At 67.7% G+C, this 25,776-nt stretch carries 24 protein-coding genes; 8 read left to right on the top strand and 16 right to left on the bottom strand.

Features of this window, described 5'->3' with window-relative positions:
* Window positions 1-37: 37 nt before the first annotated feature.
* The 6 genes from HMH01_RS07780 to HMH01_RS07755 form a co-directional block, all read right to left on the bottom strand.
* Entirely contained in the window at window positions 38-1,366 is a 1,329-nt protein-coding gene (locus HMH01_RS07780; protein ID WP_171324020.1) for a TRAP transporter large permease, read from the bottom strand.
* Entirely contained in the window at window positions 1,363-1,929 is a 567-nt protein-coding gene (locus tag HMH01_RS07775) for a TRAP transporter small permease subunit (RefSeq protein ID WP_171324018.1), read from the bottom strand. The genes HMH01_RS07780 and HMH01_RS07775 overlap by 4 nt, the downstream gene beginning before the upstream one ends.
* A 76-nt stretch (window positions 1,930-2,005) precedes the next feature.
* Window positions 2,006-3,061, bottom strand: a complete 1,056-nt coding sequence (locus HMH01_RS07770; RefSeq protein ID WP_171324016.1) for a C4-dicarboxylate TRAP transporter substrate-binding protein — start codon at window positions 3,059-3,061, stop codon at window positions 2,006-2,008.
* Window positions 3,062-3,108: 47 nt separating this feature from the next.
* Window positions 3,109-5,490, bottom strand: coding sequence for a xanthine dehydrogenase family protein molybdopterin-binding subunit (locus HMH01_RS07765; RefSeq protein WP_171324014.1), 2,382 nt, complete (start codon window positions 5,488-5,490; stop codon window positions 3,109-3,111).
* Window positions 5,487-5,987 (bottom strand): (2Fe-2S)-binding protein, encoded by a 501-nt coding sequence (locus HMH01_RS07760; protein WP_171324012.1) that lies wholly within the window; start codon window positions 5,985-5,987, stop codon window positions 5,487-5,489. Before HMH01_RS07760 ends, HMH01_RS07765 begins: the two co-directional genes overlap by 4 nt.
* Complete coding sequence (locus HMH01_RS07755; protein ID WP_171324010.1) at window positions 5,984-6,817, bottom strand: FAD binding domain-containing protein; 834 nt, start codon at window positions 6,815-6,817, stop codon at window positions 5,984-5,986. Before HMH01_RS07755 ends, HMH01_RS07760 begins: the two co-directional genes overlap by 4 nt.
* 156 nt (window positions 6,818-6,973) lie before the next feature.
* On the opposite strand from HMH01_RS07755, the gene HMH01_RS07750 reads away from it, so the two are divergent.
* A complete protein-coding gene (locus HMH01_RS07750) occupies window positions 6,974-7,597 on the top strand; it encodes a TetR/AcrR family transcriptional regulator (protein WP_171324008.1) in 624 nt (207 codons plus the stop codon).
* Between the two features lie 76 nt (window positions 7,598-7,673).
* On the opposite strand, the gene HMH01_RS07745 is transcribed toward HMH01_RS07750, so the two are convergent.
* The 4 genes from HMH01_RS07745 to ectA are packed head-to-tail and all read right to left on the bottom strand — an operon-like array spanning window position 7,674 to window position 11,361.
* Window positions 7,674-9,119 carry an aspartate kinase gene (locus HMH01_RS07745; protein ID WP_171324006.1) on the bottom strand — a complete coding sequence of 482 codons (1,446 nt, stop codon included), beginning with the start codon at window positions 9,117-9,119 and terminating at the stop codon, window positions 7,674-7,676.
* A 1-nt stretch (window position 9,120) separates the two neighbouring features.
* On the bottom strand, window positions 9,121-9,507 hold the full coding sequence (locus HMH01_RS07740; RefSeq protein WP_171324004.1) for an ectoine synthase: 387 nt from the start codon (window positions 9,505-9,507) through the stop codon (window positions 9,121-9,123).
* Window positions 9,508-9,512: 5 nt separating this feature from the next.
* Window positions 9,513-10,799, bottom strand: a complete 1,287-nt coding sequence (ectB, locus tag HMH01_RS07735) for a diaminobutyrate--2-oxoglutarate transaminase (RefSeq protein WP_171324002.1) — start codon at window positions 10,797-10,799, stop codon at window positions 9,513-9,515.
* A gap of 31 nt (window positions 10,800-10,830) precedes the next feature.
* Entirely contained in the window at window positions 10,831-11,361 is a 531-nt protein-coding gene (gene ectA / locus HMH01_RS07730) for a diaminobutyrate acetyltransferase (protein ID WP_171324000.1), read from the bottom strand.
* Between the two features lie 192 nt (window positions 11,362-11,553).
* Between ectA and HMH01_RS07725 the strand changes: the two genes are divergently transcribed.
* Window positions 11,554-12,036, top strand: coding sequence for a MarR family winged helix-turn-helix transcriptional regulator (locus HMH01_RS07725; protein WP_171323998.1), 483 nt, complete (start codon window positions 11,554-11,556; stop codon window positions 12,034-12,036).
* 43 nt (window positions 12,037-12,079) lie between these two features.
* Here the strand turns inward: HMH01_RS07725 and HMH01_RS07720 are convergent, their stop codons facing one another.
* Window positions 12,080-14,254 (bottom strand): xanthine dehydrogenase family protein molybdopterin-binding subunit, encoded by a 2,175-nt coding sequence (locus HMH01_RS07720; RefSeq protein WP_171323996.1) that lies wholly within the window; start codon window positions 14,252-14,254, stop codon window positions 12,080-12,082.
* A 2-nt stretch (window positions 14,255-14,256) separates the two neighbouring features.
* The gene (locus tag HMH01_RS07715) at window positions 14,257-14,718 is read right to left on the bottom strand and encodes a (2Fe-2S)-binding protein (protein WP_171323994.1); all 462 of its coding nucleotides are present in this window, start codon (window positions 14,716-14,718) and stop codon (window positions 14,257-14,259) included.
* 225 nt (window positions 14,719-14,943) lie between these two features.
* On the opposite strand from HMH01_RS07715, the gene HMH01_RS07710 reads away from it, so the two are divergent.
* Genes HMH01_RS07710 through HMH01_RS07700 form a run of 3 tightly spaced genes read left to right on the top strand, consistent with a single transcriptional unit; the run spans window position 14,944 to window position 18,337 of the window.
* Window positions 14,944-15,903 carry a TAXI family TRAP transporter solute-binding subunit gene (locus tag HMH01_RS07710; protein ID WP_171323992.1) on the top strand — a complete coding sequence of 320 codons (960 nt, stop codon included), beginning with the start codon at window positions 14,944-14,946 and terminating at the stop codon, window positions 15,901-15,903.
* An 8-nt stretch (window positions 15,904-15,911) separates the two neighbouring features.
* A complete protein-coding gene (locus HMH01_RS07705; RefSeq protein ID WP_171323990.1) occupies window positions 15,912-16,370 on the top strand; it encodes a DUF1850 domain-containing protein in 459 nt (152 codons plus the stop codon).
* On the top strand, window positions 16,367-18,337 hold the full coding sequence (locus HMH01_RS07700) for a TRAP transporter permease (RefSeq protein ID WP_171323988.1): 1,971 nt from the start codon (window positions 16,367-16,369) through the stop codon (window positions 18,335-18,337). The genes HMH01_RS07705 and HMH01_RS07700 overlap by 4 nt, the downstream gene beginning before the upstream one ends.
* Here HMH01_RS07700 and tsaA read toward each other — a convergent pair.
* A complete protein-coding gene (gene tsaA / locus HMH01_RS07695; protein WP_171323986.1) occupies window positions 18,334-18,804 on the bottom strand; it encodes a tRNA (N6-threonylcarbamoyladenosine(37)-N6)-methyltransferase TrmO in 471 nt (156 codons plus the stop codon). The two genes, HMH01_RS07700 and tsaA, sit on opposite strands and share 4 nt — an antisense overlap.
* A gap of 122 nt (window positions 18,805-18,926) precedes the next feature.
* Between tsaA and HMH01_RS07690 the strand changes: the two genes are divergently transcribed.
* Window positions 18,927-19,559 (top strand): hypothetical protein, encoded by a 633-nt coding sequence (locus HMH01_RS07690; RefSeq protein WP_171323984.1) that lies wholly within the window; start codon window positions 18,927-18,929, stop codon window positions 19,557-19,559.
* A 17-nt stretch (window positions 19,560-19,576) separates the two neighbouring features.
* Here the strand turns inward: HMH01_RS07690 and HMH01_RS07685 are convergent, their stop codons facing one another.
* The 3 genes from HMH01_RS07685 to HMH01_RS07675 form a co-directional block, all read right to left on the bottom strand.
* Window positions 19,577-20,617: an Ldh family oxidoreductase gene (locus HMH01_RS07685; RefSeq protein ID WP_171323982.1), complete on the bottom strand. Its 1,041-nt coding sequence runs from the start codon at window positions 20,615-20,617 to the stop codon at window positions 19,577-19,579.
* 5 nt (window positions 20,618-20,622) lie between these two features.
* Window positions 20,623-21,033, bottom strand: coding sequence for a cupin domain-containing protein (locus HMH01_RS07680; RefSeq protein WP_171323980.1), 411 nt, complete (start codon window positions 21,031-21,033; stop codon window positions 20,623-20,625).
* An 82-nt stretch (window positions 21,034-21,115) separates the two neighbouring features.
* Window positions 21,116-21,319 (bottom strand): YgaP family membrane protein, encoded by a 204-nt coding sequence (locus HMH01_RS07675; RefSeq protein WP_171323978.1) that lies wholly within the window; start codon window positions 21,317-21,319, stop codon window positions 21,116-21,118.
* 253 nt (window positions 21,320-21,572) lie between these two features.
* Between HMH01_RS07675 and HMH01_RS07670 the strand changes: the two genes are divergently transcribed.
* Window positions 21,573-22,688 carry an efflux RND transporter periplasmic adaptor subunit gene (locus HMH01_RS07670; RefSeq protein ID WP_171323976.1) on the top strand — a complete coding sequence of 372 codons (1,116 nt, stop codon included), beginning with the start codon at window positions 21,573-21,575 and terminating at the stop codon, window positions 22,686-22,688.
* The gene (locus HMH01_RS07665) at window positions 22,685-25,768 is read left to right on the top strand and encodes an efflux RND transporter permease subunit (protein ID WP_171323974.1); all 3,084 of its coding nucleotides are present in this window, start codon (window positions 22,685-22,687) and stop codon (window positions 25,766-25,768) included. The genes HMH01_RS07670 and HMH01_RS07665 overlap by 4 nt, the downstream gene beginning before the upstream one ends.
* The last annotated feature ends 8 nt before the right edge of the window (window positions 25,769-25,776 follow it).

The raw sequence follows: 25,776 nt of genomic DNA, 5'->3' as shown, positions 1-25,776 counted from the left end.
GGGCGCCCCCACGCCGGGGGCGCCTCGCGCCTGGTGGCTAGAGCAGTGCCGTGGCCGTGGAGGGCACCAGCGCAACGATGACCAGCACGGCCAGCATCACGAGAACGAAGGGCAGCGTCGCGGCGAAGACCTGTTCGACCGACACGTCCGGATCGTTCAGCGTGTTCTGCACCGTGAACACCGATATCCCGAAGGGTGGCGTGAGCAGCCCGATCTCCACCGCGAGCACGGTGATGATCCCGAAATGGATCAGGTCGATGCCCAGGCTCTGGGCGATGGGCGCGGCGATCGGGACCATGATCAGCAGGATCGACGTGCTGTCCAGGATCATGCCCATCAGAAGGATGATGACGGCATAGAGAAACATGAAACCCACCGGCGAGAAGCCACCCGAGCGGACCAGGTCGGCGATCGCGTTGGGCAGGCCCGCGACCGACAGCATCCGCGAATAGAAGCTGGCCGCCAGCAGCAGCAGCAGGATCGAGACAGAGATCGCCCCGGTCTGCTTCATGACGTGCCAGAGCCGCTTGCGGTCAAGGCTGCGGCGCGCCAGCGCCACCAGAAGCGCGCCGAAGGCGCCGACGCCCCCGGCTTCGGTCGGGGTGAAGAAGCCGCTGTAGAGCCCGCCCAGCACGAGGAAGACCAGCACCACGATGGGCAGAAGCTTTGACAGCATCACCCGCAGCGGCATCGGCTCGATATCCCGCAGGGTGCGGCGTTCGCGGGCCGCGGCGGGGTCGGTGAAGACGAAGCCGGGGGCTACCAACGTCAGCCCCATCAGCATCGCCACGAAGCCCAGCGCCAGCATGATGCCGGGGATCACGCCCGCGATGAACATGCCCCCGATGGAAACCTCGGCCAGCACGCCGTAGACGATCAGCAACAGGCTGGGCGGGATCAGCATGCCCAGCACCGAACTGCCGGCGACGGTGCCGGCGGCGAATGCCGGGCGATAACCGTGGCGCGTCATCTCGGGCACCGCGACCCGCGTGAAAACGGCCGCCGAGGCGATGGAAACGCCGGTGACGGCCGCAAAGACCGTGTTCGCCGCGACCGTCGCGACGCCCAGCCCGCAGAGCACGCGGCGCAGCAGTTCCTCGGCCACCTCGAAGGTGTCGCGCCCGACATTCGATACGCTGACCAGAAGCCCCATCAGCACGAACAGCGGAATGGTTGCGAACAGGTAGTCGGCAATGCCGCTATAGGCCGTCAGTTCCAGCATGCGGAAGGCCAGGTCGAGATTGTCCCGGATCAGCCAGATGCCAAGAAAACCCGCGCCCAAGAGCGCCCAGGCGATCTGCATGCCCATCAGGACAAGGATCACGAGCACCGCGATCAGGATGAAGCCGATTGCAAGCGTGGTCATTCGGCAGCCCCCCGCAGCGCGCGCAGACTTTGGCCGGCGCGGTAGAGACAGGCCAGCGCACCCACGGTGCAGCCGACCACGGTGATGGCGCGGAAGGGAAAGGTGGGGATGGTGAACACGCCCTGCACGCCGAAGAATTCCGCCGTCACCCAGGCCTCGACCGTCTTTGGCCATGACGCCCAGAGCAGCACCGCGAGGACCGTCGCCCCGCAGAGCGCGAAGACGATCTCGAGCACATTCACAGCGCCCGGACTGGCACGCCCGATGCGGCGCAGAAGGAAATCGGCGCGCGTCAGCCGCCCTTGCAGGATCGCGGCCGACACCTGCAGGAACACGATGGCCACCACGGAACGGGCGGCGATCTCGGCCACGCCGGTGATCGGCGCGTTGAAGAAGTTGCGGCCCAGCACATCGGCCACGATCAGCAGCATCAGAAGCCCGATCCAGATGGTGCCGATGGACGACAGGAACGCCGCCACGCCGCCCAGCACCGCCCCCACCGGCGCATCGGCGAAGCGGGGAATGTAGCCCCGGTCGTCGATCGTGCTGCTTTCATCCGCCATGCCACGCCCCTTCCCTTGCGAAGACCCGCCCGGAACGGGTCCGGGCGGGTCGGGTGTCAGTCCTTGGACAGAGGTGTCAGAGACCTTCGTCCCAGTTGCGCAGCGGCGTCACGCCCCGCTCGCGCAGCGCGTCGAAATAGGCCTTCAGAACCACCTTGCCCGCATCGCCGGTCTGTTCGAGCCAGGGCTCGATGATGTTGGGCAGGTTCTGCACCCATGCGGCCTTTTCGGCATCGGGCAGTTCGGTGATGGTCAGGCCGGCGACCTGCATCTCGGTGATGGCGCGGTTCGCGAGATCCTCGACATACTGGCCATGCGCAGCCGAAGTGGCCTTCGCCGCCTCCATGAAGGCCGCCTGCACCGGCTCGGGCAGGCCGTCGAAGAAGTCCTTGTTGGCCGCGATGCCGCCGAAATACATCGAGCCGATGCCGACGCGGGTCAGCTGCGGCGCCACCTCGTAGACGCGGGTCGGCAGGATGCCCGAGGCGAAGGACAGCGCCCCCTCGGTCACGCCGGTCTGGATGTTGGTGTAGTACGTCGTCAGCGCGCCATCCACCGGGGTCGCCCCGGTCTGCTGCAACCAGTTGGCCGAGGTGCCGGGCGCGTTCAGCTTGCGGTTCTGGAGATCCGCCAGCGACGTGACCGGAAAGGTCGCGTAGATGTCGTAGCTGTCGGTGATCAGCGACGACAGGTGCACCATGTTCTGCGCCGTCCAGCTGTCGCGCAGCTCGGGCAGTTCGGCCGTCAGCTCGTCGAAGATGTCGATGATCATCTTGTGATCCGAGGTCGCGAAGGGCGTGAAGTAGGTCACGTTCTGAAGCGGCATGGTCGCGCCTTCCCAGACCGTGCCGACCATGCCGACATCGACGATCCCGTCCATCACCGCCTCGCGGGTGTCGGTGAACTTGTAGAGCGTGCCGCCATAGGCTTCGACCCAGTTGACCTTGTACTCGTTGCCCTCGGCAAGGATGCGGTCCACCTCCGGCTGGAAGGTGTTCTTCATCGCATAGACCCAGATGTTCGCTTCCGGGTGGCTAGAGCCGATGTTGACCGTCACGGTCTGCTGCGCCGCGGCCCAGCCGCCGCCAAGCGCCGCGATCGCGGTGGCCGCCATGAGTGTTCTGATCGTCATTCCGTTTCCTCCCAGGCAAGGGGCGCTTTGCCGCGCCCTTTTCGATTTCAGTCGTCGATCTTCCCCAGCGCCCGGAGGATCCTCTCGGGCGTGAAGGGCATTTCCGTCACCTGCGCCCCGAACGGGCGGAGCGCATCGTTGATCGCGTTCATCACCGCGGCCGGCGCACCCGCCGTGCCCGCCTCGCCCGCGCCCTTGGCGCCCAGCAGGCTTTCCTTCGTCGGCGTCTCGACATGGCCGATCACCATGTCGGGCATTTCGGCCGCCATCGGCACCAGGTAGTCCGCCATCGATCCGTTCAGCAACTGGCCGTCGGCATCGTAGTGGATCTCTTCGAAAAGCGCGCCGCCCAGCCCCTGCACGATGCCGCCCCGGATCTGCTCGTCCACCAGCTGCGGGTTGATGATGCGCCCGCAATCCTCGACGCACCAGTGTTTCAGCAGTGTGACCATGCCGGTCTCGGTATCGACCTCCAGGTAGGAGGCCTGCACGCCGTTGGTGAAGGCGAAGGGATAGTCCGAGGTGATGAAATGCCGAGTCTGCACCAGCTCGCGCGGCAGGCCCTTGGGCAGCGTGTCGCCGCGGAAATAGACGATGCGGCCCAGTTCCTCCAGCGGCATCCGCGGCTCGCCGGTGGCGCTGTCCACCACCTGGCCCGCGCGGATGTCGAGCGCGTCCTTCGGCGCCTGAAGCATCGCGCCCGCCACCTCGAGGATCGAGTCCTTCAGCGCCAGCGCCGATTGCAGCGCCGCCTCGCCGCCGATGCCCGCCCCGCGCGAGGCCCAGGTGCCGCCGCCATAAGGGGTGACCTGCGTGTCGCCGGTGATCACGCGCACCTTGTCGGGGGTTACGCCCACGCCCTCGGCCACGATCTGGGACAGCATCGCCTCGGTGCCCTGCCCCTGTTCGGTGACGCCGGACAGCGCGACCACGGACCCGTCTGGATCCATCCGCACGGTGCAGCCGTCCTGCGCCGAGATGCGCGCCCCGCCGATCCCGTACATGAAGGGCGAGGGGTTCGTGAGTTCGATGAAGCTCGCGATGCCGATGCCGCGGTGGATGCCCCGCTTGCGCGCCTCGGCCTGGTCGGCACGCAGCGCGTCGTAGTCCATGAGCGCGATCAGCTTGTCGAGGCTTGCGTGATGCGACAGCCCCTCGAAGCGCATCTTTGCAGGGGATGTCACCGGGTAGGCGTCATCGGGGAAAAGATTGCGGCGCCGGATCTCGACCGGGTCCATGCCCAGTTCGGCCGCCGCCATGTCCACCAGCCCCTCTGTCACGGCAACCGCGATCGGGTGGCCCACCGCGCGATACTGGCAGGTCGGCGTCTTGTTCTGGAACACGACGGACGTGCGGGCGCGGTAGTGCGCGAAATCATAGGGGCCGCCACACAGGTTCACGACCTGGTTCCCCTCGATCGCCGAGGTGCGGGGATAGACCGAATAGGCCCCGATCGCGGTCCAGTCGTCCACGTCGAAGGCCAGGATCCTGCCGTCGGCATCCACCGCGATCCGCGCCTCGATCTCGTGGTCGCGGGCGTGGATGTCGGTGGTGAAACTCTCCAGCCGGTCGGCCACGAACTTGACCGGGCGGCCCATCACCTTGGCGATGGCGACGGCGGCCACCTCGTCGGGGTAGACATGCACCTTGATCCCGTAGGAGCCGCCGACATCGGTGCAGATCACCCGCACCCGCCCTTCGGGCAGGTCGAGATGCTTGGCGAACACCGTCTGCATCATGTGCGGCGCCTGCGTCGCGTGCCAGACGGTCAGCTGCCCCTCGGCCGGGTTCCAGTCGGCAAGGATCGAGCGCGGCTCGGGCGTCACGCCCGTGTGGCGCGCGGTGCGGAACCTGGCCGAGACGACCTTGTGCGCCGATGCCATGGCCGCCTCGACATCGCCTTCCTCGTGCAGGCGGCGGAAGGCCAGGTTCTCGCCCATCTCGTCATGCAGCACCGGCGTCGCATCGTCGAGCGCGCTGCGCATGTCGGTGACGGCGGGCAGCAGCTTGTAGCCGACCTCGACCAGTGCCGCGCCATCCTCGGCCGCGGCCCGGCTGGTGGCGACGACGGCCGCGACCGGCTCTCCCACCCAGGTGGCGCGGTCCACGGCGATCGCATGCTGCGGCGGGGATTTGAGGCCCTTCAGATGCGCCAGCACGGCAACCCAGGGGGTGCAGACCCGGGCCAGGTCGGCGCCGGTAAAGACGCGCAGCACGCCCTTTGCCTTCAGCGCCTCGGCGGCGTCGATCCCGGTGATGCGGGCATGGGCATGGGGGCTGCGCACGAAGACGACATGCGTCATGCGCGGCAGGGTGATGTCGTCGACATAGCGCCCCCGCCCCTCGACCAGGCGGCCGGCATTGGGGCGCGGGACGGTCTTGCCGATATAGCTGTTCGGCCGGTCCGGGTTTCCGAAGGGAATGTTCATGCCGCCCCCTTTCCGGCGCGCGCGATGGCCACGCCCTCGACCGCGTCCACGATGGCCTCGTAGCCCGTGCAGCGGCAATAGTTGCCCGACAGATGTTCGCGGATTTCCGTCCGGCTGGGCACCGTGCCGCGCGACAGAAGTTCCTCGGCCGCGACCAGCATGCCGGGCGTGCAGAAGCCGCACTGAAGCGCGTTGCGTTCGACAAAGGCCTGCTGAAGATCGCGCACGGCCCCGGTGTCGCTGAGCCCCTCGACGGTCCACACATCGGCGCCATCGGCCTGGGCCGCCAGCATCAGGCAGCCCCGGACGCTTTCGCCGTCCACCCGGATCGTGCAGGCGCCGCAGACGCCATGCTCGCAACTCGCATGCGCCCCGGTCAGGCCCAGGTCCAGCCGCAGGAAGTCGATCAGGTGCCGCCCGGCGGGCACGCGCGCCTCGACCGGCTCTCCGTTCACGGTCAGGGCGATGTCGATGCGATCGCGAAACGCCTCGGTCATGCCGTCTCTCCTTCGATGTCGGCCACGGCGCGGCGCAAGAGCACGCCGGCCAGATGGCGGCGGTATGCGGCGCTGGCCTGGGTATCGGATGGCGGGTCCAGTTCGTCCTGAAGCGCGGCAACCGCGTCATCGAGCTTGCCCTCATCGAGAGCAGCCGCCGCCCCCTTCGCCAGGATCGGCCTGGGGCCCGCACTGAAAACGGCCACGCGATGGCCCGAAGGCCGCCTGACCAGGCAAAGACCGGCCAGGGCGTAGTCGCCCGAGCGGCGGGCTGTCTCCCGGATCACCTGCCGCTCGCCCGCTGCCGCCACCGGCAGGCTGATCGCGGTCAGGATCTCGCCCTCCTCGATGGCGGTTTCGAACACGTCGATGAAGAAGTCCTCGGCCGCGACCTCGCGCGCGCCTTCCGGCCCCTCGATATGGATGGTTCCGCCCAGCGCCAGCACGCAGGCCGGGAATTCGGCGGCCGGGTCGGCATGCGCCAGCGCGCCGCCGATGGTGCCGCGGTTGCGAATCGCGGCATGGGCGATGTGGCCCACGGCCTGCCCCAGCAGCGGCGCGTGCGTGGCGATCAGTGGGTCGCGCCCCACCTCGGCATGGCGCGTCAGCGCGCCGATGCGCAACCGGTCGCCATTCAGCGTGGCGCCGCGCAGGCCATCGATGCGCGTGATGTCGACCAGCAGATCGCCCGTGCTCAGCCGCATGTTCATCGCGGCGACAAGGCTCTGCCCGCCGGCCAGCACCCGCCCCATCCCGCCCGAGCGGGCAAGCAGGTCCAGCGCGTGGCGCAGATCGGTTGCACGGGCGTAGCCGCCCACGGATGCCTTCATCCGCCTGTCCTCCCTTGCACGGCGCGAGGCGCGCCTTGTTGATCATTTGATCATTCTTGTTGATCGGATGATCTTTAAATCGGATAAGATTGCAAGAACAATTTGCAGGCGTCAGAAAGGCGCCCGGAACGCGCAGCAGGCAACGGCGGAGGAGTGATGGACCAGATCGCATCGCAGGGGGCGCCCGAGCCTTCGGAACGCCGCCGCCTGCCGCCCGAGGAACGGCGGCGGATGATCGTCGAGGGGGCCGCCGCCTTCTTCGCCGATGTCGGGCTGGACGGGAAGACGCGCGACCTCGCAAGCAGGCTTGGGGTCACGCAATCGCTGCTTTTCAACTACTTCGCGAACAAGGCTGAACTGATCGAGGCGGTCTACGAGCATGTCTATATCGACCGCATGTCACCCGACTGGCAGGCACATCTGACCGACCGCTCGCAGCCGCTGCGGGACCGGATCCTGTCCTTCTACGCGGAATACAGCGCCGCGATCTTCCAGCATGAATGGCTGCGGATCTTCATGTTCTCGGGCCTTGCGGGAACCGCGCTCAACCGCCGCTACCTGGAGCATATGGGCACGGTCCTGCTGGGCCCGATGCTGGAAGAGATCCGCGCAGCCGCCCCCGGCCCCGACCTGCCGGGGGTGGAGGATATCTGGAACCTGCATGGCGGGATCATCTATATCGGCATCCGCCGGCACATCTACCAGATGCCCACGCCCGAGGATCCGATGCCGGCGATCGAGGCGGCGGTGGACAGGTTCCTGCGCGCCTACGGACTCTGACTTCCGGGAAAACCCGTGAAAAGGGCCCGCACGGCGATGCGCGCGGGCCCTCTGTTCGTTCTCACGGCGCGGCCTTTCAGGCGGCCTTGGCCAGCTCCGCCGGACCTTCGGTGAAGATGGCGTCATGCAGCGCCTTGATCGCGGCATCCAGATCCTCGCGCCCCACCACGAACTGCACGTCCACGCTGCGCGGGATCTGGTGGACGGCGACCAGCTCGATGCCCGCCGCCTCCAGCGCGGCGACACCCTTTGCCAGCACCCGCAACCCGTCGAGATTGCAGCCGATCACCGAGGCGATGGACAGGCTGCGCACGCTCAGGTCGGCGGCCGGGTAGCGGTCGTTCAGGTCCCGCTCCACCCGCCGGATCGACTTGAGCGAGCTGTCGACGTAGTGCGTGATCGTGTTGGCGTTCGAGGATTTCGAAACGATGCGCACGTTGTGCCGGCTGAGCACGTCGAGGATCGACGCGTCGTAGCCTTTCACCCCGACCATGTCCTGCTCGAACAGTTGCACCGCAAGCACGTCCAGCCCGGCCACGATCTCGGCGCCGGGCGCCTCTGCGCCCTCGTCGTCGATCAGGGTGCCGGGATCGTGCGGCTCGAAGGCGTTGGTCACGCGCAGCGGCACGCCCGCCTGTCGCAGCGTCTTGGCGGCGCGGGGGTGGATCGCCTCCATCCCCATGTTCGACAGCTGGTCGGCCACGTCGTAGTTCGTGCGGCCCAGCTTGCGCACGCGCCCCTCGCCCACCAGCTTCGGATCGGCCGAGGACAGGTGGAACTCCTTGTGGATGATCGCCTCGCGCGCCGGGATATGCGCCGCGATCCGCGAGAATGTCACCTCGGAATAGCCGCGGTTGAATTCCCGCATCAGCCCCTCGCGGCACTGCGCGTAGCCGGTCACGATCGGCATCTCGGTGGCCAGGTCGATTCCGTCCAGACCCGAGGCGATCCGCTCTTCCAGCGTGTACTCGTCCTCGTCCCGCCAGCCGCTGAGATCCACGAACCGCGCATTCACGCCCCGGCGGCGCAGCAGCAACGACGTGACGAAGGCGGAATGCGCCTCGCCCAGGCCCGACAGCAGCTCGCGGATGACCATCATGTGCTGCGACAGGCGGAAATGCCCGTAGGAACACAGCCGCTGAAGGTCGATCAGGCAGCTGCGCGCGCCCTCGATCCGCTCGCGGACGAAATCATCGGCGAAGGACCGGTCGCCCGGATCGTCCAGCACCGCGGCATGGGCCTTGCCCATCGCCTCGGCCACCCGGCTCAGCGCCTCGGACCAGCCGTGATCGCTTTCCGCGTTCGCGAACAGGCCGTAGACGCCCGGCTCTCCGGTCTTCTTGTTCTCCAGCAGCAGGTTGGTGATACCGCCGAAGGCCGACACGACGAAGACGCGGCCGTAGAGATCCCCGTCCTTGCGGCCGCCCATGAAGAGCGTGTCCACCAGTTCCGTCAGGCGCGACATCGAGGTGCCGCCGATCTTCTCGACCGTCGGCCCCTTGTTGCGGCTTCGTTCGGCCATGTCAGGCATCCTCCAGCGCATAGGACCCATCGGCCTGATGCACTTCCTTGCCGGTCACGGGCGGGTTGAAGCAGCAGGCCATCACCAGCTCCTCCTCGGCCCGGAGCGTGTGCCGGTCATGCAGGTTGAGCGCATACATCACGCCCGGACGGATCTCGTGCGTCTCGCCGGTGGCAAGGTCGGTGATCGAGCCCTTGCCGCTCATGCAATAGACGCTTTCGAAGTGGTTCTTGTACTCGAAGGTATGCTCCGAGCCCGCCTCGAGCGTGGTGATGTGGAACGAAAAGCCCATCTTGTCGTCGGCCAGAAGCATCCGGACCGACGTCCAGCGCGCATCGGAAACCGCGCGAGGACTGTTCTTCAACTCGTTGAAATCACGAACGATCATTTATCTTACTCCGCAGCAATCTTGGTTTCGGTGCAGGTCTGGACAGCGGCCTCGACGATGCCCAGCCCCTTGCGGAACTGATCCATCGGGATGGTCAGCGGCGCGAGCACCTTGACCACCTGGTCATGGGCGCCCGACGTCTCGATCACCAGGCCGTTGCGGAATGCCTCGGCGCAGATCGCGGCAGCCAGATCGCCGCTGCCGACATCGACGCCCTGCATCATGCCGCGCCCCTTGAGAAAGGCACCCGGGATGCGGTCGGCGATGCCTTGCAGCGCGGTGGTCAGCACCAGCGCCTTCTCGGCGATCTCGGACTTGAACCGGTCATCGGCCCAGAACTTCTCCAGCGCCACGCGGGCGGTGACGAAGGCGTGGGTGTTGCCGCGGAAGGTGCCGTTGTGTTCGGCCGGCTTCCAGATGTCGTGCTCGGGCCGGACCAGCACGCAGGCGAAGGGCAGTCCGAAGCCCGAGAGCGATTTGGCCAGCGTGACCATGTCGGGCTCGATCCCCATCTCGTCGAAGCTGAAGAAGCTGCCCGCGCGGCCGATACCCGCCTGGATGTCGTCGATGATCAGCAGCGCGCCGTGCTTCTTCGCCAGCCGCGCGATGCCCTGCACCCATTCGGTGCGGGCGGCGGTCAGCCCGCCCTCGCCCTGGACCAGCTCGACGATGAAGGCGGCGGGCGCATCGATGCCGCTTGCGGGATTGTCGAGCATCGCCTCGAGCATGGGCAGCGTGTCCACCCCCTCGCCGGCGGCGCCGTCATAGGGCATGTGGGTCACGTCGGAAAGCGGCATGCCGGCGCCCGCCCGCTTGCCCGGGTTGGTGGTGCAGGCCAGCGCGCCCAGCGTCATGCCGTGGAACGCGTTGGTGAAGGCGATCACGTTCTGCCGGCCCGTCACCTTGCGCGCCAGTTTCAGCGCCGCCTCGACGGCGTTGGTGCCGGTGGGGCCGGTCATCATGACCCGGTGGTCCATGTCACGCGGCTTCAGGATCAGCTTCTCGAAGGTCTCGAGAAACTCCGCCTTGGCGTCGGTGTACATGTCCAGCGCGTGGGTGATCCCATCGCGGGTGATATGCTCGATCAGCGCCGCCTTCATGTCGGGGTCGTTGTGCCCGTAGTTGAGCGACGAACACCCGGCAAGGAAGTCGATGTAGTCACGCCCGTCGGTGTCGGTCAGGGTCGCGCCGGTCGCGCGGGTGAACACGGTATCGAAGCTGCGGCAATAGCTGCGCACCGCGCTTTCGCGGCGGGCAAAGATCGCCGGCTCGGCTGTCGGAACAGTCGTCATGGGAATACCTCGGATATGGGAAAATTCTGGCTCAGGCGGCCTTGCGCAGACGCGCGGGCAGCGCGATCGTGACCATGTGCTCGGTCGCGTGCGCCCCGTTGAAGTGATCGTCGCGCGTGAAGTGCGGCGCGTGATCGAGTTCCGCGTCGCGCGCATCCGCGAAGCTGCGGAACAGCCCCCAGGAGGCCGCGTTGTCGCGGGTGATCGTGGTCTGCATCCGCCGCACGCGACGGCAGGCCGTACGCTCCAGCAATTCGGCGAGCATGCGCTTGCCGAGGCCGCAGCCACGGGCCTTTTCGGACACCGCAACCTGCCAGACGAACAACGTCTCGGGGTCGTTCGGCACCAGGTAGCCTGAAATCCAGCCGACCGGCTCACCGTTCATCTCGGCCAGGACGCAGGTCTCGCGGAAATGGTCGCATTGGACCATGTTGCAGTACATCGAGTTCACGTCGAGCGGCGGGCAGGACTTGATGAGCGCCCAGATTTCGGCGCCGTCCTCTGCCACGGGCTTTCGGAAGGTTATGGTCTGCCGCCTGGCGGCAAGGCTGGTCTGGGTCATCTTGGGCCCTTTGTTTAGTTCGTCATACTAATTAGTTTTTCCCGCCCCAAAAGTCAAGTTTTGCGCAATCAGGCGGATAAGTGCACAAAACCTGCCCATTTATCATTAGCCTTGCGATGCGTTATTCCCTTGGCGGGATCCGGCCCGTGGTGCTAACTGGTGTCCGATTCTCAGAGTTTCCGCCGGGTCCGCATGGATCGCACCGACCAGAGCCTGATCGCCATTCGCCGCATCCTGCGCGCAACCGAGCTTTACGGCCGGGAGCTTGCCCGCGCCGCCGGGCTGACGCCGGTGCAGATCCGGGTACTTCAGATCCTGGCCGAGAAGGGCCACGCCACCCCGAAGGAGATATCGCGCCGGATGGGGGTCTCGCAGGCCACCATGTCCGCGCTGATCGACAAGCTGGCGGCAAAGGGCATGGTCGAGCGGCGGCGCTCGGACGCGGACAAGCGCCAGACCAACGTGGTCCTGACCGTCAAGGGCGGACAGGCCGTCGACGACGCGCCCGACCCTTTGCAGCAGCTCTACGTCCGCCAGTTCGAGGCGATGGAGGAGTGGGAACAGGCGATGGTCGTAGCGGTGCTGGAGCGTGTCGCCGGGATGCTCGACACGACGGGCATGGATGCCGCCCCGGTGCTGGACGCGGGCGAGTTCGCTCCCTCTCCGAAAGCCTGAGGCCCGGCCCCGCCTGCGCGGCGGGACCGGGCATCGTCATGGATCAGGCGAAGCTGACGCCGTTCTCCGACATCGGCAGCATGGTCACACGCGGCCCGCGCGCGGCGATGGCATTGGCCAGCGCCGGGCCCGCGGGCGGGGTGCCCGGCTCGCCGATGCCGCTGGGCGCCTCGGCCGAGGGGACGATATGCACCTCGATGGCGCCGATGTCCTGGATGCGCAGCGGCTCGTAATCCCAGAAATTGGTCTGCACCACCTCGCCGCTTTCCAGGGTGATCTGGTTGCGCATGACCGCCCCCATGCCGTAGCCGACGCCGCCCTCGACCTGGGCGCGCACCACGTCCGGCGTGATGGCAAGGCCGCAATCGACTGCGCAGGTGACCTTTTCGACGCGCACACCGCTTTCGGCATCGCCCGAGATTTCAACCACTTCCGCGACATAGCTGCCAAAGGACTTGTGCACGGCAACGCCCCGCGACCGGCCCTCGGGGGCAGGCTGGTCCCATCCGGCCCTTTCCGCCGCCAGCCGCAGCACGCCCGCCATGCGCGCGTGATCGGCGCTGTCGCCCGACAGGTGCGCCAGCCGGAACTCGACCGGATCGCGGCCCGCGGCCCGCGCGGCCATGTCCATCATGCTTTCCATGACATAGGCCGTGTGGGTATGCCCCACCGACCGCCACCACAGCACTGTGACCGAGGGGGCCGCATCGCTCAGCCCCACATGCATGCCGGGGATCGCGTAGGGCGTGTCGGCCACCCCTTCGACCGAAGAGTGATCGACCCCGTCCTTCACGACAAAGGCCTCGAAGGCGGTGCCCTTGAAGATGGATTGCCCGGCGATGCGATGCTCCCAGCCGACGATGGCGCCGGCCGCATCCAGCCCCACGCGCACCTTGTGCGCGAAGGCAGGGCGGTAATAGCCGCCGCGAATGTCGTCCTCGCGCGACCAGACCAGCTTGACCGGGGCGCTGCGGTCGCTCAGCGCGAAGGCCTGCGCCGCCTCGACATGGTAGTCCGCCGCCGGGTTCGCCCGCCGCCCGAAGGACCCGCCGGCATAGATCGTGTTGATCTGCACCTGCGCGGGATCGAGTTGCAGGATCGCGGCGATGGTGGGGTGCGCGATGGCGGGGAACTGGCAGCCGTCATGCACGACGACGCCGCCTTCGACCGGCTCTATGGTGCAGTTGAGCGGCTCCATCGGGGCATGCGCGAGGTTGGGGAAGTAGAACTCCGCCTCGACGACCTGCGCCGCACCCGCGATGGCCTCGGCCACGGCGGCCGCGTCCGAGCCGGGCGTGGCGTTGTAGTCCGGGGCGGCGTTAACCCTGGCCAGCAATTCCTCGCGGATCTGGGCCGAGCTGCGGCTTTCGGCTGCGCTGAAATCCCAGTTGGCCGCGATGGCGTCGCGGGCCTGGAAGGCGGCCCAGGTGTTGCGGGCATAGACGATCACGCCCGCCCCCTCGGGCCGCGCCTTGGCGTCGATGAAACCCGGCACCTGGGCGGCGGCTGCGGCATCGAAGCTGTCGAGCCGTGCGCCCAGCCGCGGCGGACGCAGCACGGCGGCGACGATCTGGCCCGGAAGCTGGATGTCCATGCCGAAAAGCGCGCTGCCGTCGATCTTGCCCCCCGTGTCGCGGCGCTTCAGGCCGGCCTGCCCGATCACGCGGAAATCGGCGGGATCCTTCAGCGCGGGTTCTTCGGGCACCGCAAGCCCCGCGGCGGCTGCAACGAAATCGGCGATCGGCGCCGAGTTGCCGCCGCCCGAGATCACGCCGTTTTCCAGCGTCAGCGTTGCCGCATCGACGCCCCATTCGGTGGCCGCGGCCGCGACCAGCATCTCGCGCGCGGCAGCCCCCGCCTTGCGGTACTGTAGGTATGAGTTCGCGATGGCGGTCGACCCACCTGTGCCCTGCGCGCCCATCAGCGTGTTCGCGTAGCGGCTGTTGTCCGACGGCGCGAATTCGAACTCGACAAGGTCCAGATCGGCGTTCAGCTCTTCCGCGATCAGCGCGGTCAGGCCGGTCGTGGTGCCCTGCCCCATCTCGAAATGCTTGAGAATGGCGATCATCCGCCCGTCGGGCGTGATCTTGACGAAGGGTGTCAGGTTCCCCTCGCCGGTTGCGGCCAGCGTGCCCCGCGGCGTGAAGCCGACCACAAGGGCCGCGGCGGTGGCGGTCGCGGATGCAAGGAACCCGCGGCGTGTCGTGTCGTATCCCATGCTCAGGCCTCCATGATCTGGGATGCGCGCTGGATCGCGGCGCGGATCCGCTGGTAGGTCGCGCAGCGGCAGGCATTGCCGGACATGTAGCTGTCGATCTCCTCGACGCCGGGCTTCGGGGTTTCGGTCAGAAGCCCCACGGCCGACATGATCTGGCCCGACTGGCAATAGCCGCACTGCACGACGTCCAGTTCCGCCCAGGCCTGCTGCACGGCGGCGGCGGCGCGGCCCTCGACCCCTTCGATCGTGGTGATGGCGGCGTCACCCACATCCTCGATGAGCGTCTGGCACGAGCGCACCGGCGCGCCGTCCAGATGCACGGTGCAGGCGCCGCAGGCGGCGACGCCACAGCCGAATTTGGTCCCCGTAAGGCTCAACTCGTCGCGCAGCACCCACAGTAGCGGCGTTCCCGGCGCCGCATCGACGCTGCGCGCCTCGCCGTTCACGGAAATGGTATAGGCCATGAAAATCCTTTCTCTGGCTGATCCACGGGCCGCGGCACGCCCCGGCTCGCAGGAATTCGCTGGCGCACAGCATAAGCCTGTTGCGGCAATCCGAAAGTCGCGACTGCGTGACGAAGCGTCCCCCGTTCGGAAACACCCCCGCGGTCGTGGCGCCGCCGAAGCCTACAAGGGTTGGCACGGATATCATGGATGCTATAGTCGCTGCGTTCATCTGGGAGGCATGAAATGAACCTTTTCAAGACCATTGCTGCGGCAGCCATTGTCGCGGCTTCTCCGGCCATCGCGCAGGAGCAGCTTTCGGTGGCGACCGGCGGTACCGGCGGCGTCTATTATCCGATGGGCGGCGGCCTGGCCGAGATCATCAACAACCATGTCGAGGGTTATTCCGCGACCGCCGAGGTGACAGGCGCATCGGTCGAGAACATGGGCCTCATCGCCACCGGCGACGCGGACTTCGCCATCGCGCTGGCCGACACCGTGCAGCAGGCCTATCTCGGGACGGGCCGCTTCGAGGGCCAGCAGATCGAGGCGACGCGCGCCCTGTCGTCGCTTTATGCGAACATGGTCCAGCTGGTGGTGCTGGCCGACAGCGACATCCAGTCGATCGCCGATCTGGCCGGCAAGCGCGTCTCGGTCGGGGCCCCGGGTTCCGGCACCGAGGTGAACGCGCAGACGCTGCTTGCGGCGAACGGCATCTCCTTCGACGATTTCGACGCCCAGCGCCTGAACTTCAACGAAACGGCCGACGCGCTGCGCGACGGCGACATCGATGCGGGCTTCTGGAGCGTGGGCGCCCCCACCTCGTCGATCCTGAACCTCGCCACGACCACGGGCATCCGGATAATCCCGCTGAGCGAGGAAGAGATCACCGCCGCCCGCGAGGCGGACCCGACCTTTGCCCCGCTGCCGCTGCCGGCCGGCATGTATGAAGGCGTCGACAGCGACACCCCCACCGTCGGGATCCCGAACGTGCTGGTCGTCTCGGCCGACATGTCGGATGACCTGGCCTATGCCGTGACCAAGGCCATGTTCGAGAACATCGCCGATCTGCGCGCCGTCCACCCGGCCGCGAACGAGACCACGGTCGAGTTCACCATGGTCGCGACCCCGGTTCCGCTGCATCCCGGCGCCATCCGCTACTACGAGGAAATCGGCGCGACGATCCCTGACAACCTGCGCCCGTGATCCGGGCCATGGCGGGGCGGCTCTTCGGGGCCGCCCTTCTTCTCGCGACACCGGCCGTGGCGGGCACGCTGACGGCCACCCTGCCCGACGGCACCCAGATCGCCCGGCTGGATATCCCCGAAGGCGAAGGCTGGAGCGTGCTCTGGAACCATTCCGTGAAAGGCTTCGAGGTCGAGGACCGCTACGCGAACCGCGGCGGGCACATGGTCCTGACCGACTCGCACCTGCCCGACTTCGCCGCCGGCCTTGACCACATCCCCGGACGCGGGCGGCAGGTCTCGGACGGCATGGGCGGATACTGGATCCTCGATATCGACGAGCCCGTCCCCGGCAATGCCTATGTCCTGCGCCCCGGCGGCCCCGAGGTCGATCACAGGCTGCGCGCGGGTGATGCCGAGATCTCGCTCAGCGCCCGTGCCCCGCGGCAACGCGTGACCATCGCACTTCACCCCGGAGAGGACGGATGACCCCCCAGGCCCAACCGCGGCTCGTGCTGCGCATCACCGCCGCCGTTGCCATCGCGCTATCGGTCTTCCAGCTTTACGGGGCGGGGATCCAGCCGCTGGGGCTGTTCTTCCAGCGCCCGATCCACCTGGGCTTCATCCTTGTCCTGACCTTCCTGATCTTCCCGGTCTGGGGGCAGAACAAGCCGCGCGGCGCGCTGGGCTGGGCCATCGACCTGCCGCTCATCGCCTGCGGCGTGCTGGTGGGCGCGTGGCTGCCCATGAACATCGACACCATCGCGAACCAGATCATCCCGCGCCAGATCGACGTGACGGTGGGCATCATCACCACCATCGTGGTGCTGGAGGCCGCGCGCCGGGCCGTGGGCCTTGGCATGACCATCATCGGGGCGGTCTTCGTGCTCTATGCGCTGGCGGGCAGCCGGGGCGAGTTGCCGTTCCTCGCCGACTGGCTGCCGGGCATCCTGAACCATCGCGGCTATTCGATCGAGCGGCTGGCAAGCCAGCTGACCCTGGGCGCCGAGGGCATCTTCGGCCTGCCGATGGGCGTGGCCGCCACCTTCATCTTCGTCTTCGTGCTGTTCGGCGCTTTTCTGGAAGTCACCGGCGCGGGCAAGTTCTTCATCGACCTCGCCTATGCCGCCACGGGCCGCCAGCGCGGCGGGCCGGCCAAGGCCGCGGTGATCGCCTCGGCGGGCATGGGCTCGATCTCGGGCTCGGCCATCGCCAACGTGGTGACGACCGGTGCCTTCACCATCCCGCTGATGAAGCGCCTCGGCTACCGCCCGGCGCAGGCCGGCGGGATCGAGGCGGCCGCCTCCACCGGCGGGCAGATCATGCCGCCGCTGATGGGGGCAGGCGCCTTCCTGATGTCCGAGTTCACGCGCGTTCCTTACATCGACATCGTTCTCGTCTCGATCTTCCCGGCCGTACTCTATTTCGGCGCGGTCTATCTTCTGGTGCATATCGCCGCCGTGAAGCAGGGCATGACGGGCCTTCCGTCGGAAGAGTTGCCGCGCGTGCGCCAGGTGCTGGCCGAAGGCTGGCATTTCCTGCTGCCGCTGGTGGCGCTGACCTGGCTGCTGATCGCGGGCTATTCGCCGATGCGGGTGGGCTTCTACGCCATCCTCGCCGTGGTGGGCGCCGCCGCCGCCCGCGCGCTGTGGACCTTTGCCGCAGGCGGCCCCACGGCGGCGGGCTTTGTCGCGCTCTGCCGCGCGGGAGTGGAAAAGACGCTTCAGGCGCTGGAGCTTGGCGCGCGCAACGCGGTCGCGGTGTCGATGGCCTGCGCGGTCGCGGGCATCATCGTGGGCGTCGTCGGCCTGACAGGGCTGGGGCTGAAATTCTCGGCCATGATGCTGGCCTTCTCGGGCGGCAACCTGTTCCTCGCGCTGATCCTGGTGCTGCTGGCCAGCCTTATCCTGGGTCTCGGGCTGCCGGTGACGGCGGCCTATATCGTGCTGATCATCCTGGTGGGCCCTGCGCTGACCAGCGAGTTCGGCGTGCCGCTGCTGATCGCGCATCTGGTGGTGTTCTGGTACTCGCAGGACTCGAACGTGACACCCCCCGTGGCGCTGGCGGGCTTCGCGGGGGCGGCCATCGCCGGATCGAAACCGATGGAGACCAGCGTCCAGGCCTGGAAATACGCCAAGGGCCTGTATCTGATCCCGATGTTCATGGTCTACAACGAGTCGATCATCCTGGGCGGCCCGCTGCCGCTGGTGCTGTGGAACGGGATCATCGCGATCATCGCGCTCACGGCCTTCGCCGCCGCCCTCGAGGGGTTCCTCTGGGCGCCCATGCCGCTCTGGCAGCGGCTGGCGATCGTCCCGGGCACGGTCGCCATCTTCTGGCCCGACATCGGCATCGAGGCCGCCGGCGCGGCCCTGATCCTCGTGGTGCTGGCGCTCAACTGGCGCGCGGGGAAAAGCTGGACCCACCCGGCGCTTTCGGGGCGGGCCGAGACCTAGTCCCCCGCTTTCGGCGGCGTGTAGTGGCAGTGATCGGGCTTGAGGTCGATCAGCGGCGTGCCGTCCACGCATTCGAGCCCGCGCACCACCAGCCGCGGCCCGTCGCGCCGCACCAGCCGCACGGTGCTGGCACCGATCGGGTTCGGCCGGATCGGCGAGCGCAACGAGAAGGTGCCGCGCGGCGCGTTGGCGTGGCGCGGGTTCTGGACCAGCAGGTCGCGGCGCGACAGGTGCAGCCAGTAGAACACCTCGATCGTGTCGAACCCCTCGATCCCGTCAAGCGCCCGGTCCCAGGGCGGGGTCAGTTCGATCACGCATTCCGGCCCGTCGGGCTTGCCCTGGTGCGGGCAGTCCTCGCGCCGCGTCCAGGGCGTGCGGATCACCCCGATGAAGGCGATGCTGGCATCGCGGGGAAGCGGCGCATCGGTCGCGATCTCGTGCGGGCGGATGGCCTGGCGGTCGCTCACCTGTATCTGTCCTTCTGCTGATCGCTCTCCATCTTGCCCGGTTCAGGGCCACGCGCAAGCCCGGCCCACCGCTTCGGAACCGACAGCTTTCATGTTACCGTCGCCCCGAGAGGAGGCGTTCCATGCTGCGACTGTCCTGCCTTGCCCTGCTTGGCCTGATCGCCACCGGCGCCCGCGCGCAGGAGCTATGCCCACCCGCGACGCCCGCGCCCGATCCCTGCCTTGCCGGGCACTGGATCGGCCAGAACACGGCGGCCGAGGCGATGACCGCGATGCTGGAGCGCATGACCCCGCCGGGGACCTCGCGGGTCGTGTTCCCGCCGATGCCCGCGCTTCTGGGCATAAGCATCTACCGCGACGGCTTTTACGTCACCATGCCGCTGCACCAGAACCTGAGCTGGGAAGACGTGACCGACGAAGGCAGCACGCAGGTGGCGATGGACCTGGCGATCCCGACCGCCGTGGGGCGCCTGATGACCGAGGGGGACAGGCTCAGCTTCTGCACCATCCCCCCATCCGAGGTGATGCTCAGGACCGAGGCCGTCAGCTCGAGCGGCGGCAGCGCCACGACCTTCGTCTCGCCGGGCATGGGCCCGGCCAGCGGTTTCGCGCCCGAGATGGATTATTACTGCGGCGGCGACAGCCTGGAATTCCGCGTGCAACTGCCCGACCCGGTCGGCCCGGTCTACTACTCGTTGCGCCGGGTGCCCGAGGCGCGGCTGCCCGCGATGTTCCGCGAACTGGCGCCGGAGTAGCCCCCGGCGCCCCTTATTCAGAACGGCGCCGTCACGCCCAGCGCCGCGCCACGGGCGCGAAGCTCGTCTGCCGTGGCGTCGGGCAGCAGGATCCCCTCGGCCGCGGCGCGGGCGGCGTTCCGCGCCTCGATCTCGCCGGGATAGAAGATCTCGTCCACGCCGGGCTGGCGCGGGGTCGCCTTCAACTCCTCGATCAGCCGTTCCATGTCGGCCTCGAACTCGGCCAGCGGGCGCGAGGCGGCAATGTCGATGACCAGCGCCAGGTGCCCGCAGCCGCTGCGCCCCTCGGGCGTGTAGGGCCCGGTGATCGACGCACCGAAGCCGGATCCCGACAGCACGCCCGACAGCACGTCGACGATGGTCGCAACCGCATAGCCCTTGTGGCCCGCCATCGGCAGGATCGTGCCCTCGATCCCGGCGGCGGGATCGGTGGTGATCCGCCCCTCGGCATCCATCGCCCAGGTCTCGGGGATCTTCTCGCCGCGCTGCTTCGCGAGATACAGCTTGCCGCGGGCGACCGCGGTGTTGGCGATGTCCAGCATCATCGGGGCATAGCGCCCCGCGGGCGCCGACCACGACCAGGGGTTGGTGCCGATGCGCTTCTTCATGCCGCCCCAGGGCGCCATGGCGGGGCTGGCATTGGCGCAGAGATAACCCAGACAGCCCGCCCGCGCGGCCATCCGCGTGAAATACATCGCGGTGCCGAAATGGCCCGCATTGCGCACCGCGACGGCTGCGATGCCGTGCTTCTTCGCGCCCGCGATGGCCGCTTCCATGGCGCGCAGGGCGATGAGCTGGCCCACCCCGTCGCGCCCGTCCATGGTCATCAGCCCGCCCAGCCCGGCAAGCTCGGGCTCGGCATTCGGGTTCATCGCGCCGCTTTCCAGCCGCGCGCCATACCAGAACAGGCGCATCACGCCGTGGGACTGGTGGCCCCACATGTCGGCCTGCACCAGCGTGTCGGCGACCAGCGCCGCGGTTTCCTCGGGCATGCCGAGCGCGGCGTAGGATTGCGTGGCGAATTGGCGAAGCGCATCTGGTTGCACATGAATAGGCATCGGCGTCACTCCGTTTCCGTGGCGATCGGGCGGGTCTCGCCCGTCTCGACCAGGGTCCGGGTGGCAGAGCCCGAGGCATAGGTCCAGAAGATGCGCAGCGGCTCGGCCTCGGACGGGTTCAGGAAACGGTGCGGCACGCCCGAGGGCACGAAGGTGACGCAACCCGCCTCGGCCTCGTGGCGCACGCCGTCCAGTTCCACCAGCGCCCGCCCCGAGACGACGAGCACGCTTTCCTCGCAGTCATGGAAATGCAGCGGGATGCCCGCGCCTGGCGGAATGTCGGTGAAACCGTTGATCATCGTCCGCGCGCCCGCCGCGGCGGTGACCATCTGCACCGTGGCTGCACCACCGCCCCGCGCGACGCGCGGGCGCTCCTGCTCGCGGACGATGCTGCCCGCGCTGCCGTTCTCCGACATGTTCTTCCTCCCGGTTTGTCCGGGAGGATGTCTAGTCAAGAAGTGCCGGGCCGGAAAGCGGTTTCAGGCACTTCGCGCGGACTTACCGAAAGGCAACGCCGGGTTTCACCCCAAGCCGGCGCAGCGCCAACGCCAGCGGGCAGAAGCCGGTAAAGGCCGACTGCATCAGGTTCGCGCCGACAAGGGCGGTCAGCGCGAAGAACCAGGGCGACACGGTCAGACCCAGCGCAAGGCTCAGCAGAACCATGCCGCCGGCAAAGGCCAGAACGATGCGATCGATGGACATTTGACTTCTCCTTGGCCAGAAAGGCGGCAGGAAATGCCGCTTCTTCTTACACATTCATATGTAATTAGCGCCTAGCTGCACGCAAGCACCGGCCCGCCGCTGCCCCCGCGTAAACACCGTTTCAGACTTGACAACCGCGCGCCGGAGGCAAAGTAGGAGCGTGTTCCGCATGTAAGCACAGCTCACTCGCATCTCCCTCACGCCGATCGCATGCGTCAGGAGACATCGATACCATCGACACAGGCATAAACCGATGATCAAACGCATTGTAATTATGGTCGTGCTGCTTGCGGCCGTGGCTGGCGGGTTGGTCGGCTTCAATCTTTTCCGCGACAAGATGATCGGCGAATACTTCGCCAACATGCCGACGCCCCCCGTCACCGTCTCCACCATCGAGGCGAAGCCGGTCACCTGGACGCCCACGATCGACGCGATCGGCACGGTCAGCGCACTGCGCGGCGTCGAGCTGACGGTCGAGGCATCCGGCGTCATCGGCGACATCCGCTTCGGGCCAAGCGAAGCCGTGACCGAGGGCCAGGTGCTTCTGCAACTCGACGATGCCGTGCAGTCCGCGGATCTGGAGGCCGCGCGGACCCAGGCCGAGCTGGACCAGCAGAACCTGGTGCGGGCGCGCGAGCTTGTCAGCCGCGGGGCCACCACGACCGTGACGCTGGAATCGGCCGTGGCCGCCGCCGCCGCCTCGCGCGCGCAGGTCGCCAAACTCGAGGCGGTGCTGGAAAAGCGCCAGCTTCTCGCCCCCTTCAGCGGCACGATCGGCCTGCCCCGCGTCGATCTGGGCGCCTATGTGACCCCTGGGACCGTGGTGGCGACGCTTCAGGACCTGTCGCGCATGCGGGTGGATTTCACCGTGCCCGAGCAGCGCCTTGGCGAGTTGCGGATCGGCCAGCCCATCGTCGTGCGCGACGAGGAGCGTCAGAGCAGCTTCGAGGGAGAGATCGTCGGCATCGACCCGCGCGTGGATCCGGCCACGCGGCTGGTGTCGGTGCGCGCGAGCATCGACAATCCCGACGGCCGGCTGACCCCGGGCCAGTTCGTGCGCATCTCGGTCGTCCTGCCCGAGGAGTCCGGCGTGATCGCCATGCCGCTGACCGCAGTGGTGAGCAGCCTCTACGGGGACTACGTCTTCGTCGTCCGCCCGCGCGAGAACGATCCCGAACAGCTCGAGGTGCGGCAGGTCTTCGTCCAGACCGGCCGCCGTTCCGGCCAGATGGTCGAGATCGTCTCGGGCGTGCAGGTGGGGGATGCGGTCGTCACCGCCGGGCAGAACCGGCTGACCAACGGCGCGCCCGCGCGCGTGGACAACAGCGTGAACCCGGCCGCCGACATGATCGAGGCAAGCCTGCGATGAACCTCTCGGCCATCTTCATCCAGCGCCCGGTCCTGTCGACGGTGCTGGGCCTGCTGATCCTGCTGCTGGGCCTGCAAGGCATGTCCGGGCTTCAGGTCCGCCAGTACCCCGAGGTCGAGGAAACCGTGATCACCGTGACCACGGTCTATCCCGGCGCATCCGCGGACCTGATCCAGGGCTTCGTGACCTCGCCCATCGCGGCGGCGGTCGCGACGACGGAAAACCTGGATTACGTCACCTCCAGTTCGCGGCCCTCCGCCTCGACGGTGACGATCAACATGCGCCTTGGCGCGGATCCCGACGTGGCCCTGACCGAGGTCATGTCCAAGGTCCAGCAGGTGCGCAGCCAGCTGCCCCAGGACGCCGAGGATCCGACCATCGTCAAGGGCACGGGGATGACCTTTGCCACGATGTATCTGGCGATGCAGAACCCCAACATGAGCGCCGAGCAGCTGACCGAGTACATCGAGCGGGTGATCCGCCCGCGCATGTCCACCATCCCCGGCGTGGCCGAGGTGCAGGTCATCGGCGCGGCGAACTACGCGATGCGGGTCTGGATCGACCCCGTCCGGCTGGCGGGGCGCGGGCTGACCCCGGCCGAAGTCCTGTCGGCGGTGAACAACGCGAACTTCCTGGCCGCCCCCGGCAGCACGAAGAACGAGTTCGTCACCTATTCCATCACGCTCGACTCGACGCTTCAGACGCCCGAGGCATTTGGCGCGCTGCCGATCCGGGCCGACGGCGACGAGGTGGTGCGCCTGGCGGATGTGGCGCGGATCGAGCTGGCGGCGGAAAGCACCGACACCATCGTGAACTTCAACGGCGAGCCGGGCACCTTCATCGGGGTGTTCCCGACCCCCGGCGCGAACCCGCTCGACATGTCCGAGGCGGTGCTGGCCGAGTTGCCCGAGATCCAGGCCAGCCTGCCCGACGGCATGGACATGACGCTGATGTATGACGCGACCGAGCAGATCAGCGCCTCCATCACCGAGGTGTTCAAGACCATCGCCGAGGCGGTGCTGATCGTCATTCTCATCATCCTGCTGTTCCTGGGTTCGTTCCGGTCCGTCCTGATGCCCATCGTGACGATCCCGCTGTCGCTGATCGGGGTGATGTTCATCCTCCTGATGCTGGGCTACTCGATCAACCTGCTGTCGCTGCTGGCGATGGTGCTGGCGATCGGCCTCGTGGTGGACGACGCCATCGTGGTGGTCGAGAACATCCACCGCCACATCGAGGACGGGATGACGCCGATGCAGGCCTCGTTCCGGGGCATGCGCGAGATCTCGGGCCCGGTCGTGGCCATGACGATCACGCTTGCGGCGGTGTTCGCGCCGCTTGCCTTCACCGGCGGCCTGACCGGCGCGCTGTTCCGCGAATTCGCCATGACGCTTGCGGGCGCCGTGGTGATTTCGGGCATCGTCGCGCTGACCATCACGCCGATGATGTCGGCCCGGCTTCTGAAGCAGGGCGGGCACAGCCGCTTCCAGCAGCGCGTGGACCGCGGGTTCGAACGGCTGGCCGGCTGGTACGAGCGCCGCGTGTCCAGCTCTCTCGACTACCGGCCCGCGACGTTGCTGATGGTGGCGGTGCTGGTCGCCCTGACCGGCTGGTTGTTCCAGCGCACCTCGAGCGAGCTTGCCCCCGAGGAGGATTCGGGCGCGCTGTTCGCGATCGTCAACGCGCCGCGCTATGCCACATCGGAATATACCAAGGTCTATATCGACCAGATGCGCGCCCTGACCGAGGATCTGCCGGAGTTGCGGGCGAATTTTTCGATCGTGGGCTTCGGCGGCGCGACCAATTCGGGCATCGCGCTCTGGGCCTTCGACGACTGGGCCGACCGGGACCGCTCGCAGGCCGAGATACAGCAGGACCTGCAAGGGCGGATATCGGCGGTCGCGGGAGTCGAGGCTTTCGTCTTCGCGCCCCCCTCGCTGCCCGGTGCGGGCGGCGGGCTGCCGATCTCCATGGTGATCCAGTCCACCGGCGATCCGCAGCGCGTCTACGAGGTGGCCGAGGAAATCCGCGCCGAGGCGCAGGCCTCGGGCCGGTTCATCATCGTGCAGAACTCGCTGGCCTTCGACGCGCCGCAGGTCACCGTGACCATCGACCGCGACCGGGCGGCGGCGCTGAACCTGCCACCCGCGCAGATCGGCACGACGCTGGGCCTGCTGGTCGGCGGCGGCGCCGTGGCGCAGTTCGACCGGGACTCGAACAGCTATGACGTGATCCTCCAGGTGCCCGCGGAATACCGCGACAACCCCGAGAGGCTGGGCGATTTCTACGTCCGCTCCACCACCGGGGAAATGGTGCCGCTCTCGGCTGTGGTGAACATATCGACGGGGGTTTCGGCGGCGGCGATCGAGCAGTTCAACCAGCTCAACTCCGCCACCATCAGCGCCCTGCCCCTGCCCGGCGTCTCCACCGGCGAGGGGCTGGCCCTGATCGAGGAGATCGCCCGTCCGCTGCTGCCCGACGGCTTCTTCATCGACTATTCCGGCCAGTCGCGGCTGGAAGTGACCGAGGGCAACACAATCCTCATCGCCTTTGCCGCCGCCGTCGTCGTGATCTACCTGGTGCTGGCCGCGCAGTTCGAAAGTTTCCGCGACCCGCTCATCATCCTGATGTCGGTGCCGCTGTCGATCTTCGGGGCGGTGGTGCCGCTGAACCTGGGCCTCGGGACGGTGAACATCTACACGCAGGTGGGGCTGATCACCCTGATCGGCCTGATCACCAAGCACGGCATCCTGCTGGTCGAATTCGCCAACCAGCTGCGCCGCGAGCAGGGCCTGTCGCGCCGCGAGGGGATCATCGCCTCGGCGCGGGTGCGCCTGCGCCCGATCCTGATGACCACCGCCGCGATGGCGCTTGGTGTGGTGCCGCTGATCGTCGCCTCCGGCGCGGGGGCCGCGGCGCGGTACTCGATGGGGCTGGTGATCTTCTCGGGCATCTCGATCGGGACCATCTTCACCCTGTTCGTGGTGCCGATGTTCTATACCCTGATCTCGCGGGAAGACATGAAACCCGAGCCCGAGACGCCCGAGACGCGTCATGGCGCGGTCGCCCCGGCCGAATAGGACAGCGC

It is taken from the genome of Halovulum dunhuangense (genome assembly GCF_013093415.1).
Taxonomy (GTDB): Bacteria; Pseudomonadota; Alphaproteobacteria; order Rhodobacterales; family Rhodobacteraceae; genus Halovulum; species Halovulum dunhuangense.
Note: the sequence above shows the minus strand (reverse complement) of the source record. Positions and strands in the feature narration are given on the sequence as shown.

Coding starts and splice junctions, on each gene's coding strand:
- HMH01_RS07690 (WP_171323984.1), top strand. CDS start 18,927: ATGCTGCGACTGTCCTGCCTTGCCCTGCTTGGCCTGATCGCCACCGGC.
- HMH01_RS07720 (WP_171323996.1), bottom strand. CDS start 14,254: ATGGGATACGACACGACACGCCGCGGGTTCCTTGCATCCGCGACCGCC.
- HMH01_RS07760 (WP_171324012.1), bottom strand. CDS start 5,987: ATGACCGAGGCGTTTCGCGATCGCATCGACATCGCCCTGACCGTGAAC.
- HMH01_RS07675 (WP_171323978.1), bottom strand. CDS start 21,319: ATGTCCATCGATCGCATCGTTCTGGCCTTTGCCGGCGGCATGGTTCTG.
- HMH01_RS07745 (WP_171324006.1), bottom strand. CDS start 9,119: ATGGCCGAACGAAGCCGCAACAAGGGGCCGACGGTCGAGAAGATCGGC.
- HMH01_RS07770 (WP_171324016.1), bottom strand. CDS start 3,061: ATGACGATCAGAACACTCATGGCGGCCACCGCGATCGCGGCGCTTGGC.
- ectA (WP_171324000.1), bottom strand. CDS start 11,361: ATGACCCAGACCAGCCTTGCCGCCAGGCGGCAGACCATAACCTTCCGA.
- HMH01_RS07725 (WP_171323998.1), top strand. CDS start 11,554: ATGGATCGCACCGACCAGAGCCTGATCGCCATTCGCCGCATCCTGCGC.
- HMH01_RS07780 (WP_171324020.1), bottom strand. CDS start 1,366: ATGACCACGCTTGCAATCGGCTTCATCCTGATCGCGGTGCTCGTGATC.
- HMH01_RS07715 (WP_171323994.1), bottom strand. CDS start 14,718: ATGGCCTATACCATTTCCGTGAACGGCGAGGCGCGCAGCGTCGATGCG.
- HMH01_RS07680 (WP_171323980.1), bottom strand. CDS start 21,033: ATGTCGGAGAACGGCAGCGCGGGCAGCATCGTCCGCGAGCAGGAGCGC.
- ectB (WP_171324002.1), bottom strand. CDS start 10,799: ATGACGACTGTTCCGACAGCCGAGCCGGCGATCTTTGCCCGCCGCGAA.
- HMH01_RS07775 (WP_171324018.1), bottom strand. CDS start 1,929: ATGGCGGATGAAAGCAGCACGATCGACGACCGGGGCTACATTCCCCGC.
- HMH01_RS07685 (WP_171323982.1), bottom strand. CDS start 20,617: ATGCCTATTCATGTGCAACCAGATGCGCTTCGCCAATTCGCCACGCAA.
- HMH01_RS07750 (WP_171324008.1), top strand. CDS start 6,974: ATGGACCAGATCGCATCGCAGGGGGCGCCCGAGCCTTCGGAACGCCGC.
- HMH01_RS07740 (WP_171324004.1), bottom strand. CDS start 9,507: ATGATCGTTCGTGATTTCAACGAGTTGAAGAACAGTCCTCGCGCGGTT.
- HMH01_RS07670 (WP_171323976.1), top strand. CDS start 21,573: ATGATCAAACGCATTGTAATTATGGTCGTGCTGCTTGCGGCCGTGGCT.
- HMH01_RS07765 (WP_171324014.1), bottom strand. CDS start 5,490: ATGAACATTCCCTTCGGAAACCCGGACCGGCCGAACAGCTATATCGGC.
- HMH01_RS07710 (WP_171323992.1), top strand. CDS start 14,944: ATGAACCTTTTCAAGACCATTGCTGCGGCAGCCATTGTCGCGGCTTCT.
- HMH01_RS07705 (WP_171323990.1), top strand. CDS start 15,912: ATGGCGGGGCGGCTCTTCGGGGCCGCCCTTCTTCTCGCGACACCGGCC.
- HMH01_RS07665 (WP_171323974.1), top strand. CDS start 22,685: ATGAACCTCTCGGCCATCTTCATCCAGCGCCCGGTCCTGTCGACGGTG.
- HMH01_RS07755 (WP_171324010.1), bottom strand. CDS start 6,817: ATGAAGGCATCCGTGGGCGGCTACGCCCGTGCAACCGATCTGCGCCAC.
- HMH01_RS07700 (WP_171323988.1), top strand. CDS start 16,367: ATGACCCCCCAGGCCCAACCGCGGCTCGTGCTGCGCATCACCGCCGCC.